Genomic DNA, 16127 nt, shown 5'->3' with positions numbered 1-16127 from the left:
GCCCCGGCCTGCGAAGACGCCGCCCCCGGGTGGTTTGGCGGGCGCGGTCATGACGTGGCGTCGCGCGCCCGCTCCCCCGGCGCGCCCCCGGCCGGGGCGGGTTCGGCGCGCAGATGGTTGTAGACCGTGGCGCGGGAGACGCCGAGAATCTGGGCGAGGGTGCGTACGGCGTGCTTGACCTGGAGCCAGCCCTGCGTCTCCAGCGCGCGGACCAGCTCCTTGCGGTCGGCGGTGCCCAGCTCGCGGGCGGTCCGTCCGCGAGCCGAGGCGAAGTCGTCGACGGCTCCGCGCAGTCCGTCGGCGGTCCGCGCCCGCAGGGTCTCGGCGAGCGGCCGCTCCTGCTCGTCGGTCCTCATCAGCCGGTCGAGCCCGGCGGCGGCCGCCGTGAGCACCGACAGATCGAGATTGAGGCAGAGGGCGGCGACGTAGACGCCGTCGCCGTTCTTGAGGCCGATGGAGGTGCTCTTCGCGGGGCGGCCGTCCGGGAAGCGGCCGGGGTAGTTCTGGACGACGCCGGGGAAGTCGGGGTCGTGGATCCGGGCGAGGCCGAGTTCGGTGACGGGCTCGCCCACCGAGCGGCCGGAGAGATTGTTCTCGATCGCCCGGACGGACCGGCCGGGGTCGCGCAGATCGTGGAGGACGACCTCGCAGAGTCCGGGGAACATCCGGCCGACCGCGACCGCGATCTTCTCGGCCTCGCGCAGCAGCAGTTCGTCCTCGGCGCTCATCGGGCGCTCCCCCTCGCGGTGACGCGCTCCATCGCCCCGGCGGCCTTGAGGCCGGAGCCGGTCAGGACGACGACGGTGCGGGTGCCCGGCCGGACGGCTCCGCGGGCGGCGAACTCGCCGACGGCCGCGGCGGCGGTGGCGCTGGTGGGCTCGGCGTAGAGGCCCCTGGCGGCGAGCCGTCGTACGGCGTCCTCGATCGCGGCCTCCCCGATCGCGGCCATGTCGCCGCCGGAGCGGCGGACGGCGCGGAGCACCTCGGGCAGCCGGACGGGCCGCTGGATGGCGGTGCCCTCGGCGACGGTCGGGGCGAAGTCGGTGGGGACGGCGGTCTCCGCGCCGGCCCGGAAGCTCGCGTGGAGGGGGGCGCAGTTGGCGGGCTGGGCGACCAGGAGCCGGGGCAGCCGCTCGATCTGTCCGGCGGCCAGCAGCTCGGAGAAGCCGAGGAAGCAGCCGAGGACGGTGCTGCCCGCGCCCGCGACGGTCACGATCTGGTCGGGGGCGCGGAAGCCGAGGTCCTCCCAGATCTCGTAGGCGAGGGTCTTGGTGCCCTGGAGGAAGAAGGGGTGCCAGTTGTGGCTGGCGTAGTAGGTGTCGGCGGACTGGCGCAGGGCCTCGGCGGCGGTGGCCTCCCGGTCCCCGGGGACGAGCCGGACGTCGGCCCCGTACGCCCGGCTCTGGAGGACCTTGGCGGGCGAGGTGGACTCGGGGGCGAGGATCCGGGCGCGGATGCCGGCGGCGGCGCAGTAGGCGGAGACGGACGAGCCGCCGTTGCCCGAGCTGTCCTCGACGACCTCCCGGACGCCGTGCTGGGCGAGGAAGGAGATCATCACGCTGGTGCCGCGGTCCTTGAAGCTGCCGGTCGGGGCGAACCACTCCAGCTTGTACGAGACGGGGACGCCGTCCCATTCGCCGTCGACCAGCGGGGTGCAGCCCTCGCCGAGCGAGACGGGTTCGCGGATCTCGACCGGGAGCGCGGCCCGGTAGCGCCAGATGGAGCGGCGGGCGGTGTCGACGTCGGCGCGGGTGATGCCGGGGAGGGGGCTCACCGAGAGGGGCGCGCCGCTGTCGGAGCGCCAGCGGAGCGGGTCGGTGAGCGGGTAGCGGGTCCCGGAGCGTTCATCGAGGTAGTGAGCGGTCATGTTCGACAAGATGTCCAGTCCTGGATGGCTTGTCAAGATCGAACGCCGGAACCGGGCGCGGGGCGGACGGCGGGGGCGGTGCGGGGGCGGGACCGTACGCGCTTCGGGTGACTCCGGATCCTAGAAGTTGAATATTGAACGGAATAGGTCTACAGTCATTCTCGTTGAAGCTTCAACAACCAAGGTGCGATCCGCGCCGAACCCCTTCCCCCACAGGAGTGCGTGATCATGGGTCTGTTCAACCGCAAGTCCGACACCGCCGTCGCCACCGCCCCCGCCCCCGTCGACCCGGCGCTCTCCGCGCTCAGCGGCGAGTACAGCATCGACCCGGCGCACAGCAGCATCGGGTTCACGGTCCGGCACGCCATGGTCACCAATGTGCGCGGCACCTTCGGCGAGCACGAGGGCACCCTGACGCTGAACGGGTCGGACCCGGCCGCCTCCGCCGCCGCCATCGACGTCCGGATCGAGTCGATCGACACCGGCATCGCGGACCGCGACGGCCACCTCCGCAGCGGCGACTTCTTCGACGTCGAGCAGTTCCCCCTGATGACGTTCCGCTCGACCAACGCCGAGCAGCTCGGCGGCGACAAGTACCGCGTCACCGGCGACCTCACGATCAAGGACGTGACCCGTCCGCTCGCGATCGACCTGGAGTTCAACGGCACCGCCAAGGACGTCTACGGCAACGAGCGCGTCGGCTTCGAGGGCAGCGCCGAGATCCTGCGCTCCGCATGGGGCCTGACCTGGAACGCCGCGCTGGAGACCGGCGGTGTGATGGTCAGCGACAAGGTCAAGCTGAACTTCGACATCTCGGCGATCAAGTCCGCCTGACGCCGGATTCCGCGCCCGGCCGCAGCTGACGGCCGGCGCCCCCAGAGCGCGCCCGTCCCGCCGTCCCCCCACGGCGAGGGCGGGCGCTCTGCCGTTCACGGACGCACGGACAGACGGGCGGACGGGCACCCGGACCTGGCGGGGCCCCGGGCGCCCCAGCGCTCAGAAGCCGCCGCCCCCGTCGAACCCGCCGCCCGCGTCACCGCCGCCTCCCCAGTCGCCGCCGAAGTCGGACGGCGAGAAGTCCGCGCCCGAGGTGTCCCCGCCGCCGAACTCACCGCCGCCGTACTCCGCCGCGTACGCCGGGGAGGAGAGCATTCCGCCGAGCATGGTGCCCACCAGCAGCCCCGGGAGCAGACCGCCGCCGAAGTAGCCGCCCGCCCAGGGGCCGTAGGCCGGTCCGGCCTCCCAGTAGGGGCGGCGGCCCGTCTCGGTCTCGACCGTACGGGCCATGGGGTCGAGCCCGTCGTCCAGCCGGGCGGCGTCGGCGGCGCAGACCGGGACCCGCCGGGGCGCGCCGCCCTCCGGGGTCCAGTCGCGCTCGTCGGCGGCGGGCCCGTGGCGCGGGTCGAAGAAGCAGGGGGCGCGCCGCTCGGGGAGCGGGCGGGCGGTGCGGCGGGCGTCCAGCACGGCCAGGCTGAAGCGGCCGTCCTCCAGGGCCCGGGTGACGTCCCGGACGTCGGAGGGGTGCTCGGCGGAGCCCATCAGGGACTTCGAGCGGTCGTACGCGTCGAGCGCGTGCTCGTAGTCGGTGCGCATGGCGTCGTCCGCGCCCCGCTCGGCGGGGTGGAAGTCGAGCCGGTCCAGCTCCTCGCCGAAGGCGGTGATGTCCTCGTCGACCACCACCCGGAGCTTGTCGAGGGCCGCCCGCTCCTCCTCGGCCCGGCGGCGGCGGTTGCGGCGGACGACCGTGTACGCGCCCGCGCCGGCGGCGGCCAGCACGACGCCGAAGGTGATCAGCGCGCCGGTGTTCACATCGTCGGCCGCGCCCTGGTTCCCGGTGGCGCCCCAGGAGGCCGGGGCGGTGCCGCGCAGCTGGGGCAGGGCCTGGTCGGCGAAGTTGTTCAGCTGGGTGGCGGCGTCGGCGCCCGGGGGCGTGGAGACCGCGGTGACCAGATTCCGTACGGCCTGCTGGGAGAGGACGGCGGGGTCGGCGCCCGCGTTGAAGCGCTCGCCGAGGCGTACCGCGTACAGGCCGGTGACGCCGGTCTCGGTACGGAGGTTCCGCAGCACGCTGTCCGGCGGGAACTCCGCCGCGGCGGGCAGGACGGCCACGAAGAGGGGCTTGTCGGCGTCCTTGATCTTCTGGGCGAGGGCGTCGGCGTCGGCACGGGAGAGCTGTCCGGCGGCGCGCGGGTCCACATGGACCGGGCCCTTCTTGAACGCCTCGGCCACCTCGGCGGGGCCGTCCGCGAGGGGCGCGGCGGGCCCCGGCGGACCGGCCGTGAACGGCGCGGCGACGGCGGCGGGCGCCCGGCCGGGGCCGGCGGCCGCCTGTTCGGGGCCGGTGGCGGCCTGCGCTCCCGGGGCCGCCAGGATGACGGCCGCCGAGAGCGCCGGCAGCAGACCGGACAGTGCGGAGAGCAGCCTGGTCCTCATACTTCGACGCTACCCGAAGAGGTGATTTTCCGGATGGGCGCCGTTTTCGATCATTCGGCCGGTTCGACCCCCGCGCGCAGCAGACCGTAGGTGTACGCGTCCTCCAGGGCCTGCCAGGAGGCGGCGATCACGTTGTCGGCGACGCCGACGGTGGACCACTCGCCCTGGCCGTCGCCGGTGGTGATCAGCACCCGGGTGGTGGAGTCCGTGCCGTGGCGGCCTTCGAGGATGCGGACCTTGTAGTCGACCAGCTCCAGCTTGGCGAGCGGCGGGTAGACCCGCTCCAGGCCGACCCGCATCGCCCGGTCTAGCGCGTTGACCGGGCCGTTGCCCTCGGCGGTGGCGACGATCCGCTCGCCCTTGACCCAGAGCTTCACCGTGGCCTCGTTGGCGTGGGTGCCGTCGGGGCGGTCCTCGACGATGGCGCGCCAGGACTCGGTGCGGAAGTAGGTCCGCGCCCGGCCCTCCGCCTCGGCGCGCAGCAGCAGTTCGAAGGAGGCGTCGGCGGCCTCGTAGGTGTACCCCTTCAGCTCGCGCTCCTTGACGCGTTCGACCACCCGGCCGACGAGGGCGCGGTCGCCGCCGAGGTCGATGCCCAGCTCCTTGCCCTTCAGCTCGATGGAGGCGCGGCCGGCCATGTCGGAGACGAGCATCCGCATGGTGTTGCCGACCAGCGCGGGATCGATGTGCTGGTAGAGGTCGGGGTCGACCTTGATCGCGGAGGCGTGGAGGCCGGCCTTGTGGGCGAAGGCCGAGACGCCCACATAGGGCTGGTGGGTGGAGGGCGTCAGATTGACGACCTCGGCGATCGCGTGCGAGGTGCGGGTCATCTCGGCGAGCGCGCCGGGCGGCACGACCCGGCGGTCGTACTTCAGCTCCAGGGCGGCGACGACCGGGAAGAGATTGGCGTTGCCGACGCGCTCGCCGTAGCCGTTGGCGGTGCACTGGACATGGGTCGCGCCGGCGTCGACGGCGGCGAGGGTGTTGGCGACGGCGCAGCCGGTGTCGTCCTGGGCGTGGATGCCGAGGCGGGCGCCGGTCTCGGCGAGGACGGCGGCGACGACGGTCTGGATCTGGGCGGGGAGCATGCCGCCGTTGGTGTCGCACAGGACGACGACGTCCGCGCCCGCGTCGGCGGCGGCGCGGACCACGGCGGTGGCGTACTCGGGGTTGGCGCGGTGGCCGTCGAAGAAGTGCTCGCAGTCGACGAAGACGCGGCGGCCCTGGGCGCGCAGATGGGAGACGGTGTCGCGGACCATCTCCAGGTTCTCTTCGAGGGTGGTGCGCAGCGCCAGTTCGACATGGCGGTCGTGGGACTTGGCGACCAGGGTGATGACCTGGGCGCCGGAGTCGAGGAGCGCCTTGACCTGGGGGTCGTCGGCGGCGCTGCCGCCCGCGCGGCGGGTGGCTCCGAAGGCGACGAGCTGGGCGTGCCGGAAGGTGATCTCCTGCTGGGCGCGGGAGAAGAACTCGGTGTCGCGGGGGTTGGCGCCGGGCCAGCCGCCCTCGATGAAGGCCACGCCGAAGTCGTCCAGGTGCCGGGCGATGGTCAGCTTGTCCGCGACGGTGAGGTTGATGCCTTCGCGCTGGGCCCCGTCGCGAAGGGTGGTGTCGAAGACATGGAAGCTGTCGTCGAGGCGTGAGCTGTCGTCGGTGGCCGTGCCCATGTCCGTGTCCTTGGGCTGTGTGGTCATGGCTGCTGTGACTCCTGTCGGGTGAGTGGCTCCCGGAATTTCTGGCTCCACTTGCCCCCATTTTCCCGTGCGGTCCGTATCCGGCCGGGGTGGGGCCGGAAAACGAAAAAACCCCTCGCGGGTGCGAGAGGTCTGCGCGCGGGTCTGGGGCGTGGTGGGCGCTGCGTACGGATGGTACGGAGCGATCACGGCGGACCGGCGCGCCTGCTGCCGATAATCATGGCGAACGAAAGCACGGGGGCAGTTTGCCATACGTCGACAGGGGGTGGGGGATCTGTCTCGGGATGCGGTCCTGCCGCGTGTCGGGGGGCGGCGCGCGAGGGGGCCCGGGCCCCGGCGCCGCGTGTCGGGGGCGGCGTGGCCCCGGCCCTCGCCGGGGCCCCCGCGATCCAGGGGCCCCGTCACGCGTCGACCGGTCGGTCCGCCCCCGTACGTCCTTCGGCCGGGGTCGGTCGGAGGCGCGCGGGATACCGATCACGCGGGTGCGCGGTCCCGGTCAGGAGGCGGGGACCTTGGCCGGCTCCCGGCCCTCCTCGGGCTCCCCGGCGGAGCGGCCCACCAGATTCAGATCGATGTCGCGGGTCTCGCGCATGGCGAGGTACACGATCAGCGAGACGGCCGCGCAGCCCGCCACGTACCAGGAGAAGCCCGACTCCATCCCCGCGTCCTTGAACCAGAGCGCCACATACTCGGCGGTGCCGCCGAAGAGCGCGTTGGCGATCGCGTACGGGAGCGCGACGCCCAGCGCCCGTACCCCGGTCGGGAACAGCTCCGCCTTCACACAGGCGTTGATCGAGGTGTAGCCGGTGATCACCACGAGCGCGAGCAGCGACAGCCCCAGCGCCGGCCAGAACGAGTCGGCGTGCTTGAGCATCGCCATGATCGGCACGGTCAGCAGGGTCGAGCCGACCGCGAAGGTGATCAGCAGCGGGCGGCGGCCGATCCGGTCGGAGAGCATGCCCGCGAGCGGCTGGAGACAGGCGAAGACGATCAGGGCGCAGAACGAGACCAGGGTCGCGGTCTGCTTGTCCAGCCCGGCGGAGTTGGAGAGGTACTTGGTGAGATAGGTGGTGTACGTGTAGTACGCCACGGTCCCGCCCATGGTGAGGGCGATGACGAGGAACGCCTCCCGCTTGTGCGCGAGCAGCGCCCGCAGGGTGCCCTTCTCGCTCGCGGGGGTGTCGTCGGCGGACTCCTCGTACACCTCCGTCTCCAGCATGTTGCGGCGCAGATAGAACACGACCGCCGCGCCGAGCGCGCCGATGATGAAGGGGATGCGCCAGCCCCAGCTGTGCAGGGCCTCGTCGGACATGGTGCGCTGGAGGACGATCAGCAGTCCGAGGCCGAGGATCTGGCCCGCCGTCATGGAGACGTACTGGAAGCTGGAGGCGAGGCCGCGCCGACCGGGCGCGGAGGCCTCGGTGAGATAGGTGGCGCTGGCCGCGTACTCGCCGCCGACGGAGAGGCCCTGGAGGAGACGGGCGACGAGGAGCACGGCCGCGCCGCCGTACCCGGCGACCGAGTAGGTGGGGGCGACGGCGATCAGGAGCGCGGAGGCGGACATCAGGGTGACGGTGAGCGTCAGCGCCGCCTTGCGGCCCTTGCGGTCGCCGACCCGGCCGAGCAGCCAGCCGCCGACCGGGCGCATGAAGAAGCCGACGGCGAAGATGCCCGCCGTGTTCATGAGCTTGGCGGTGTCGTTCCCCTCCGGGAAGAACGCGCCCGCGAAGTAGACCGCGAAGCTCGCGTACACGAACCAGTCGAACCACTCGACCATGTTGCCGGCCGACCCGACCCAGATCTTCTTCCAGTGCTCTCGTCCCATGGGGGGAAACCGTGCCGGAGGGGTGGGGGGCCGACAAGGGCTGCCGGGGCAACGATCGGGAGTACTTGCGTGCGTTGCGTTCCCGGCGTGGTGAGGGGCTGTGTTCCCGGCGTGGCGAGGGGCCGTGGCAGGGGGCGCGCGGCCGTCCCGGAGTGCTTCAGGACGCCGGGGCGAGCAGGGTTTCGGCGAGGAATTCGCTTACATGGGCGAGGACTTGGGGCCGTCCGGCGCCGGGGAGGCCGACGGCGACATGGACGCTGAGCCCGTCGAGCATCGCGCGCAGCCGGGCGGCGTGGCGGTCGGGGTCGACGGGGCGGAACTCGCCCCGGGAAATCCCCTCGGCGAGCAGCGCGACCAGATCGCGGTGCCAGGCGGTCTCGATCGCGCCCTGCCGGACGAGGGCGTCGTCCTCGGCGGCCCGGGAGCGGTTCCAGACCTCCAGCCAGAGCGTCCAGTGGGGATCGCGCGGGCCGTCGGGGACGTACAGCCCGACATAGGCGGTGAGGCGTTCGGCGGCGCTGCCGGGGCCGGAGAGCAGGGCGGCGCGCTCGGCCCCGAGGCGTTCCTCGCTCCACTCCAGGGTGCGCAGCAGGAGTTCGTCCTTGGTGCGGAAGTAGTAGAGGAGGTGTCCGCTGCTCATCCCGACGTCCCGGCCGAGGCCCGCCATGGTGAGCCGGTCGAGGCCGTGTTCGGCGATGGTGGCCATGGCGGCGGCGAGCACGGTCTCGCGGGGCGGGGCGATATTGCGCCGCCGGGCGTGCGGGGTCATCCGGATACCTCGGGGTGCGCTTCGTTCACTCGTACGTTCTACCTGATCGGAGCGGCGGACCGGGGCGGTCCGCCGTCAGGGGCGGGGCTGCTGCTGGGTGACGCAGTGGATGCCGCCGCCGCCCGCGAAGAGGGTCCGGGCGTCGACCTGGACGATCTCCCGGTCCGGGTGGAGACGGCCGAGGACCGCCGCCGCCCCGGCGTCGCGCGGGTCGTCGAAGGCGCACAGCACCAGACCGCCGTTGCAGAGGTAGTGGTTGATGTACGAGTAGTGCGCCCAGCCGCCCTCGTCGTCGCGCAGGACGGTGGGGGCGGGGATCTCGACGACCTCCAGCGGGCGGCCCCGGGCGTCCGTCCGGCTCCTGAGGAAGGCGGCGTTCTCGGCGCAGAGGTCGTGGTCGGGGTGGGCCGGGTCGGGCTGGGTGTGGACGACGACGGTGCCGGGGGCCGCGAAGGCGGCGACGATGTCGACATGGCCGAGGGTGCCGTAGCCGTGCGGCGGGTAGTCGGCGGTCAGCCCGCGCCGCAGCCAGATCGCCTTGGTCGTGCCGAGCCGGGCGTGGATCTCCGCCTCGACCCGCTCCCTGGTCCAGCCCGGGTTGCGCTCGGGGCCGAGCTGCACGGTCTCGGTGAGCAGCACCGTGCCCTCGCCGTCGACGTGGAGTCCGCCGCCCTCGTTGGTGAGCGGGGAGCTGTGCACGGGGACGCCCGCCAGTCCGGCGACCTCGCGGGCGAGGCCGGCGTCGTGCTCCCAGCTCGCCCACTCCTGCGCTCCCCAGCCGTTGAAGACCCAGTCCACGGCGGCGAGCCGTTCGCCGTCGGTGACGAAGGTGGGGCCGGTGTCCCGCATCCAGGCGTCGTCCAGCGCCCGTTCCACCAGGTCGATCCCCGGGCCCAGCAGCTCGCGCGCCGCCGTGGACTGGCCGGGGCCGACCACCATGGTGACCGGCTCGAAGCGGCGTACGGCTCGGGCGACCTCGGCCCACGCGCGGCGGGCCGCGGCGAGGCCGTCGCCGGTGAAGGTGTCGTTGGGGACCGGCCAGGCCATCCAGGTGCGCTCGTGCGGGGCCCATTCGGGGGGCATACGGAACATGGTCACGTCCTGGGGGGTGAGGGGGGCGGGGACATCCGGCGGGGCCGCCGGGGGGCGTCCGGGCCTGATCGGGTCCCATCGGGTCCGACCTGGTCCGACCTGGCCTGATCGGGCCTGATCGGGTCTAGAGGAAGTAGAGGCGGTTCAGGGAGACCGAGTCGGCGGGGTCGGAGCGGATCGGCTCGCCGTCGAGGGTGACCAGCCCGGTGCGGGCGTCGACGTCGACCTCGCCGAGCCGGGAGTTGAACCGGAGGTCGGCGGGCCCGATGCCCCGGGTGTCCCGGACCGCGACCCGGCGGCGGCGGGTCGGCATCGCGTCGGCTCCGCCCTCGGCGGCGGCCCGTGCCGCGAAGGCGACGGACAGCTCCGCCGGAGCGGCCCCGTACGCGCCGAACTGCGGCCCCATGACCAGCGGCTCACAGGCGTCCGTCGCCGCGTTGGGGTCGCCGGTCACCCCGTACGCGGGGAACCCGGACTTCAGCACCAGCTGCGGTTTCGCCCCGAAGAACTCCGGTCTCCAGAGCACGATGTCGGCCATCTTGCCGACCTCGACCGATCCGATCTCATGGGCGAGGCCGTGGGCGAGGGCCGGATTGAGGGTCAGTTTGGCGAGGTAGCGCAGCACCCGGGCGTTGTCGTCGTGCGGTCCGTCGCCGGGCGCCGGTCCGCGTTCGGCCTTCATCTTCCCGGCCAGCGCGAAGGTACGGCGCACGGTCTCGCCCGCGCGGCCCATGCCCTGGGCGTCGGAGGAGGTGATGCCGATCGCGCCGAGGTCGTGGAGGACGTCCTCCGCGCCCATCGTCCCGGCCCGGACGCGGTCCCGGGCCATGGCGGCGTCGCCGGGCAGCTCGGTCTTGAGGTCGTGTACGGAGACGATCATCCCGTAGTGCTCGGCGACGGCGTCCCGGCCGAAGGGGAGGGTCGGGTTGGTGGAGGAGCCGATGACGTTCGGCACGCCCGCCATCTTGAGGACGTTGGGGACATGGCCGCCGCCGCAGCCCTCGATGTGGAAGGCGTGGATCGTCCGGCCGTCCAGCACGCGCAGGGTGTCCTCGACCGACAGGCACTCGTTGAGGCCGTCGCTGTGCAGCGCGACCTGCACATCGTGCTCCTCGGCCACCCGCAGGGCGGTGTCCAGGGCCCGGGTGTGCGCGCCCATGTCCTCATGGACCTTGAATCCGCAGGCGCCGCCCTCGGCGAGCGCCTCCACCAGCGGCGCTTCGCGGGAGGACGAGCCCCGGGCGAGGAAGCCGATGTTGACGGGCCAGGCGTCGAAGGCCGCGAAGGCGTGCCGCAGGGCCCAGGGCGAGTTGACGCCGACGCCCCAGACCGGGCCGAACTCCTGGCCGATGAGGGTGGTGACGCCGGAGGCGAGGGACGCCTCCATGATCCGGGGCGAGAGCAGATGGACATGGGTGTCGACGGCTCCGGCGGTGGCGATCAGACCCTCGCCGGAGACGATCGCGGTGCCGGTCCCGGTGACGACGTCGACCCCGTCCAGGGTGTCCGGGTTCCCCGCCCGGCCGATGGCCGAGATCCGGCCCTCGCGGACGCCGATGGAGACCTTGCGGACGCCCTGGACGGCGTCGATCAGCAGGACGTTGCTGATGACGACGTCACAGGTGTCGCGGACGGCGGCGGCCCGCAGATGGAGTCCGTCGCGGGCGGTCTTGCCGAAGCCGGCGAGGAACTCGTCGCCGGGCCGCTGCGCGTCGGACTCGACGCGCACGACGAGCCCGGAGTCCCCGAGGACCACCCGGTCCCCGGCCCGGGGGCCGTGGACGGCGGCGTACTCCGACGGGTCGACGGCGGTCATACGCGGTGCTCCTCCGGGAGGACGGGGGCGGGCGGGACGGGGTCGGCCCCTCCGGGGTGTACCGGGCCGGTCCTTCCGGGCTGAGCGCGGCCGGCCCTTCCGGGGCGAACCGGGCCGGTCCTTCCGGGCTGAGCGCGGCCGGCCCCTCCGGGGCGAACCGGGTCGGACCTTCCGGGGCGGCGGCGGGCCGCCGTTCCGGCGCGGGGCGAGAGCAGACCGGTGGCGGCGGTGACCGCGGCCACCGCCAGCACGACCGCGAGCAGCGAGAGGCCCGACGGCGGCGCGCCGGGGGGCGGGTCGTCGGAGGCCCGGCCGTGCGCGGTCACCGCGATCACGGCGACGACCGCGATCATCGGTCCGCCCCCAGATATCCGCAGGCGGCGGCCTTGCGCAGGGCTTCCTCGCGGGCCCCCGGGGCGTCCAGCGGACCGTCCACCAGGCCGGCGAAGCCGATGGCGACCCGGTCCCCGCCGATCGGGACCAGCCCGACCTCGGCCTCGCCGCCCGGGTCGAAGCGGACCGAGGAGCCGGCCGGGACGCAGAGCCGCATGCCGTAGGCGGCGGCCCGGTCGAAGTCCAGCCGGGGGTTGGCCTCGAAGAAGTGGAAGTGGGAGGTGACGCTCACCGGGACGGCCGCGGTGTTGCGCACCGTCAGCCGCAGCGCGGGAGCGGGCGCGGGGCGGGCCGAGCCGGGCAGCACCGCGCCGGGGGCCTCGGCGCCCGAGCCGCCGCCCCCGATCGGGTCCGGGACCACCGCGAGCCGGGAGCCGTCGTCGAAGACCGCCTCGACCTGCACCTCGGTCACCACGTCCGCGACCCCGGGCAGCACATCGCCGGGGCCCAGGACCGAGCGGGCCGCCTCGATCGCCGCCGCGAGCCGCAGCCCGTCGCGGGCGGCCTCGCAGACCGTGTCCGCGATCAGCGCGGTCGCCTCGGGGACGTTGAGCCGCAGACCCCGGGCCCGGCGCGCCCGGGCCAGCTCGGCCGCGCCGAACAGCAGCAGCCGGTCCCGTTCGGTGGGAGTCAGTCGCACATCACCACGCCCCTGAGTTAGAACAGCACTCTAATCAAGAGGCGCGGGAGAGGGAAGAGGCCAGTTCAGCTTGATCGAGCAGCGCTCGATCAGAAGCGCTCAGCCAGTGGTCGCGGTCAGATCCCGGGCATAGGTCTCGATCGCCGCGCGGAACGGCCGCACGGTCGGGTCCTCGCTCGTCGCCGCCAGCAGCTCCAGCAGCAGCCGCACGGACTCCTCGTGACGGCCGGTGTTGAAGAGCGCCATGGCCAGAAAGGCCCGCAGTCCGCCGTGGTCGGGGAACTCGGCCACCCCCTGCCGCAGGGTCCGCTCGGCCTCCTCGTACCGCCCGAGCACCCGGTAGGTGCTGCCGAGCCCGAGCAGCGCCTCGCGGCGGTCCCGGGCGGGCAGGTCCGGTCCGGCGAGGGCGCGCTCGTAGTACGGCACGGCCTCCGCCTCCCGTCCCAGGACGTCGTGGGCCCAGGCGGTCTGGTAGGCGATCTCGGCGTCGGCGGGCAGCCGTTCGGCGAGCGCGAGCAGCCGGCGGCGGGCCTCCTCCGCGCTCCCCCGCTCCCTCAGGCGTATGGATTCGGCCAGCTCACGGTCGCGCTCGGACGCAGTCATGCCCCCATCCTCACCGATGCGGGAGGACGGGGGCATGCGGAGGACGCGGGGGCGGATCAGCCCAGTTCGTGCATCCAGCCGTGCTCGTCGGCGGCGATGCCCCGCTGGATGTCCAGCAGCGCCTCGCGCAGCTTCAGCGTCACCTCGCCCGGCCGGCCGGCGCTCTGGGTCCACTCGCCGCCCGCAGACTTCACCAGGCCGATCGGGGTGACCACCGCGGCCGTGCCGCAGGCGAAGACCTCGGTCAGGGCGCCGCTCTCGGTGTCGCGCCGCCACTGCTCGGTGGAGATCCGGCCCTCTGCGGACTCGTAGCCGAGGTCCTTGGCGAGCTTGAGCAGGGAGTCGCGGGTGATCCCGGCGAGGAGGGAGCCGGTCAGCTCGGGGGTGACGATGCGGTTCCCGTACACGAAGTACAGATTCATCCCGCCCATCTCCTCGACCCAGCGGTGCTCCAGCGCGTCCAGCCAGACGACCTGGTCGCAGCCCTGCGCGGCGGCCTCGGCCTGGGCGAGCAGCGAAGCCGCGTAGTTGCCGCCGGTCTTGGCGAAGCCCATGCCGCCGGGGACGGCGCGGACGTAGTTCTCGGAGAGCCAGACGGAGACCGGCTGGACGCCGCCGGGGAAGTAGGCGGCGGCCGGGCAGGCGATCACGATGAAGAGGTACTCGTTGGCGGGGCGCACCCCGAGGCCGACCTCGGTCGCGATCATGAACGGGCGAAGATAGAGGGAGGCTTCGCCGCCGTGCTCCGGGACCCACGCCTTGTCCTGGCGGACCAGGACGTCACAGGCCTCGACGAACAGCTCGGTGGGCAGTTCGGGCATGGCGAGCCGGCGGGCGGAGCGCTGGAAGCGCTCGGCGTTGGCGTCGGGGCGGAAGGTGGCCACGGAGCCGTCGGGGCGGCGGTACGCCTTGAGCCCCTCGAAGATCTCCTGCGCGTAGTGCAGGGTCATGTTGGCCGGGTCGAGCGAGAGGGGCGCGTACGGAGTGAGCTGGGCGTCGTGCCAGCCCACACCCTCGGTCCACTTGATGGTCACCATGTGATCGGTGAAGTGGCGGCCGAACCCGGGGTCCGCCAGGATCGCCTCCCGCTCCGCGTCGGAGAGCGGGTGCGAGGAGGGCTTCAGCTCGATCGTGGGCGTCGTCATGAGTGCTATGTCCTTCACCGTTGGTTGTGACGGACCGCGCTCACGCCGCTACTGATGCTAGGACGTCCGAGCATTCCCGCATGCCACGGCCCGGTTCCGATTATCGCCCCACGGGGGCGATGCGTGAAACAGGGTGCAACGGGTGAAAGCGGTCCCGGTCTGATGGTGCGCCCGGGAGCCGCGCAGAAGAAGCCGCCGGGCGCGGAACGCGACCCGGCGGCTTCGAGGTAAAGGCGTCGGGTCAGCTCGCTACTCGTACCGCGAGCGCGTCGCCGATCTCTTCCGTGGTGCGGAAGGTCCCGTCACGTCCCGCGAGGTCGGCGGAGACGGCCTCCTCGATGCGGACCGCCTCGGCCTCGAAGGAGAGGTGGCGCAGGAGCAGGGCGACGGAGAGGATCGTGGCCGTCGGGTCGGCCTTGCCGGTGCCCGCGATGTCGGGGGCGGACCCGTGGACGGGCTCGAACATCGACGGGAAGGCGCCCGTCGGGTTGATGTTGCCGGAGGCGGCCAGGCCGATGCCGCCGGTGACGGCCGCGGCGAGGTCGGTGAGGATGTCGCCGAAGAGATTGTCGGTGACGATGACGTCGAAGCGCTCCGGCTGGGTGACGAAGAAGATCGTCGCGGCGTCGACGTGCAGATAGTCGGTGGTGACCTCGGGGTACTCCTGGCCGACCCGGTCGAAGATGTTCTTCCACAGATGACCGGCGTAGACGAGGACGTTGTTCTTGTGGACCAGCGTCAGCTTCTTGCGGGGGCGGGAGTTCGCCCGCTCGAAGGCGTCGCGGACGACGCGCTCCACTCCGTACGCGGTGTTCAGGCTGACCTCGGTGGCGACCTCGGCGGGGGTGCCGGTGCGCAGCGAGCCGCCGTTGCCGGTGTACGGGCCCTCGGTGCCCTCGCGCACGACGACGAAGTCGATCTCGGGCTGGCCGGCGAGGGGGGTGGAGGTGTTCGGGAACAGCTTCGACGGACGCAGGTTCACGTAGTGGTCGAAGGCGAAACGCAGCTTGAGCAGCAGCCCGCGCTCCAGTACGCCGGAGGGCACGGAGGGATCACCGATCGCGCCGAGGAGGATCGCGTCGTGGCCCTTGAGGGCCTCCAGCTCCGCGTCGGGAAGGGTCTCACCCGTGCGGTGCCAGCGCTGGGCGCCGAGGTCGTAGTCCTTGGTCTCCAGCTTCACATCCTGCGGGAGGACGGAGGAGAGGACCTTCAGACCCTGGGCCACGACCTCCCGGCCGATGCCGTCACCGGGGATCACTGCGATGTTGAGGCTGCGAGACATGTCGGGCACCCTACTCTTCGTCCCACCCCATGACATGGCACGTCCACGATGTGGACCGCCCGACGGGGAGGGCGCGTTCAGCGGCCGGGGGCTCCGCCGTTGTCCCGGCGGTCCAGGGCGCGCTGGAGCGCCGCCGCCGCGTTCTTGCGGTCGGACTCGGACAGACGGCGCGCGGCATGGCGGACGCGGCGGACGGTCTCTGCGGGGATCGCGGACATGATGATCGACTCCTTGGAGATCGCGAGATGTCGAAGGCGCCGGGCGGGGCGGGGAGCGTGCCACAGGGATCGCCTGCGGGGGCACCGGCTCACAACCGCCATTCGCTGGATCGAGCGAGGCGTTCGGCTTCTACCAAGCTAAGGCAGCGGGCCCGCACTGTCTCCATAAGTAGTCGGACTTCCTACTATCTGAGACGGAGATCATGGAAACCGCAGGTCAAGTGTGGTCCTGAAGGGAGCGGCCGGGGGGGGGGGGGTGGGGGGGGGGGCCCGGCCCCCCCCCCCCCCCCCGCGGGGGGGGGGCGGCGCGGGGCGGCGGGGGGGGGGCGGCGGGGGGGGGGGGGGGGCGA

14 protein-coding genes are annotated in these 16127 nt (G+C 73.0%); 1 reads left to right on the top strand and 13 read right to left on the bottom strand.

Annotated elements, in window-relative coordinates; all coding sequences use genetic code 11:
- Window positions 1-47 precede the first annotated feature (47 nt).
- Together ACF089_RS01425 and ACF089_RS01420 are read right to left on the bottom strand one after the other, a co-directional pair.
- Complete coding sequence (locus ACF089_RS01425; protein ID WP_392020264.1) at window positions 48-728, bottom strand: transcriptional regulator; 681 nt, start codon at window positions 726-728, stop codon at window positions 48-50.
- Entirely contained in the window at window positions 725-1867 is a 1143-nt protein-coding gene (locus tag ACF089_RS01420) for a pyridoxal-phosphate dependent enzyme (RefSeq protein WP_392020261.1), read from the bottom strand. The genes ACF089_RS01425 and ACF089_RS01420 overlap by 4 nt, the downstream gene beginning before the upstream one ends.
- Window positions 1868-2095: 228 nt before the next feature.
- On the opposite strand from ACF089_RS01420, the gene ACF089_RS01415 reads away from it, so the two are divergent.
- Complete coding sequence (locus tag ACF089_RS01415) at window positions 2096-2701, top strand: YceI family protein (protein WP_392020258.1); 606 nt, start codon at window positions 2096-2098, stop codon at window positions 2699-2701.
- A gap of 162 nt (window positions 2702-2863) precedes the next feature.
- Here the strand turns inward: ACF089_RS01415 and ACF089_RS01410 are convergent, their stop codons facing one another.
- The 11 genes from ACF089_RS01410 to ACF089_RS01360 all read right to left on the bottom strand — a co-directional run bounded on the left by ACF089_RS01410 (window position 2864) and on the right by ACF089_RS01360 (window position 15777).
- A complete protein-coding gene (locus ACF089_RS01410; protein ID WP_392020255.1) occupies window positions 2864-4300 on the bottom strand; it encodes a hypothetical protein in 1437 nt (478 codons plus the stop codon).
- Between the two features lie 50 nt (window positions 4301-4350).
- The gene (gene cimA, locus ACF089_RS01405) at window positions 4351-5994 is read right to left on the bottom strand and encodes a citramalate synthase (RefSeq protein WP_392020253.1); all 1644 of its coding nucleotides are present in this window, start codon (window positions 5992-5994) and stop codon (window positions 4351-4353) included.
- A gap of 496 nt (window positions 5995-6490) precedes the next feature.
- Window positions 6491-7819 (bottom strand): MFS transporter, encoded by a 1329-nt coding sequence (locus ACF089_RS01400; protein WP_392020251.1) that lies wholly within the window; start codon window positions 7817-7819, stop codon window positions 6491-6493.
- Window positions 7820-7976: 157 nt separating this feature from the next.
- On the bottom strand, window positions 7977-8588 hold the full coding sequence (locus tag ACF089_RS01395) for a TetR/AcrR family transcriptional regulator (RefSeq protein ID WP_392020249.1): 612 nt from the start codon (window positions 8586-8588) through the stop codon (window positions 7977-7979).
- 75 nt (window positions 8589-8663) lie between these two features.
- Window positions 8664-9671 (bottom strand): agmatine/peptidylarginine deiminase, encoded by a 1008-nt coding sequence (locus ACF089_RS01390; protein ID WP_392020246.1) that lies wholly within the window; start codon window positions 9669-9671, stop codon window positions 8664-8666.
- 133 nt (window positions 9672-9804) lie between these two features.
- Entirely contained in the window at window positions 9805-11496 is a 1692-nt protein-coding gene (locus ACF089_RS01385) for an urease subunit alpha (protein ID WP_392020243.1), read from the bottom strand.
- Window positions 11497-11845: 349 nt separating this feature from the next.
- A complete protein-coding gene (gene ureA, locus ACF089_RS01380; RefSeq protein ID WP_392020241.1) occupies window positions 11846-12529 on the bottom strand; it encodes an urease subunit gamma in 684 nt (227 codons plus the stop codon).
- A 99-nt stretch (window positions 12530-12628) separates the two neighbouring features.
- Window positions 12629-13132, bottom strand: coding sequence for a tetratricopeptide repeat protein (locus ACF089_RS01375; RefSeq protein WP_392020239.1), 504 nt, complete (start codon window positions 13130-13132; stop codon window positions 12629-12631).
- A 56-nt stretch (window positions 13133-13188) separates the two neighbouring features.
- A complete protein-coding gene (locus ACF089_RS01370; RefSeq protein ID WP_392020236.1) occupies window positions 13189-14277 on the bottom strand; it encodes a branched-chain amino acid aminotransferase in 1089 nt (362 codons plus the stop codon).
- Window positions 14278-14518: 241 nt separating this feature from the next.
- Complete coding sequence (locus ACF089_RS01365; protein ID WP_392020234.1) at window positions 14519-15559, bottom strand: 3-isopropylmalate dehydrogenase; 1041 nt, start codon at window positions 15557-15559, stop codon at window positions 14519-14521.
- 77 nt (window positions 15560-15636) lie between these two features.
- The gene (locus ACF089_RS01360; protein ID WP_392020232.1) at window positions 15637-15777 is read right to left on the bottom strand and encodes a hypothetical protein; all 141 of its coding nucleotides are present in this window, start codon (window positions 15775-15777) and stop codon (window positions 15637-15639) included.
- Between the last annotated feature and the right edge of the window lie 350 nt (window positions 15778-16127).

The sequence above is a fragment of the Streptomyces sp. NPDC014894 genome (assembly GCF_043080985.1).
Classification (GTDB): domain Bacteria; phylum Actinomycetota; class Actinomycetes; order Streptomycetales; family Streptomycetaceae; genus Streptomyces.
This window is presented reverse-complemented; position numbering and strand designations above follow the sequence as displayed.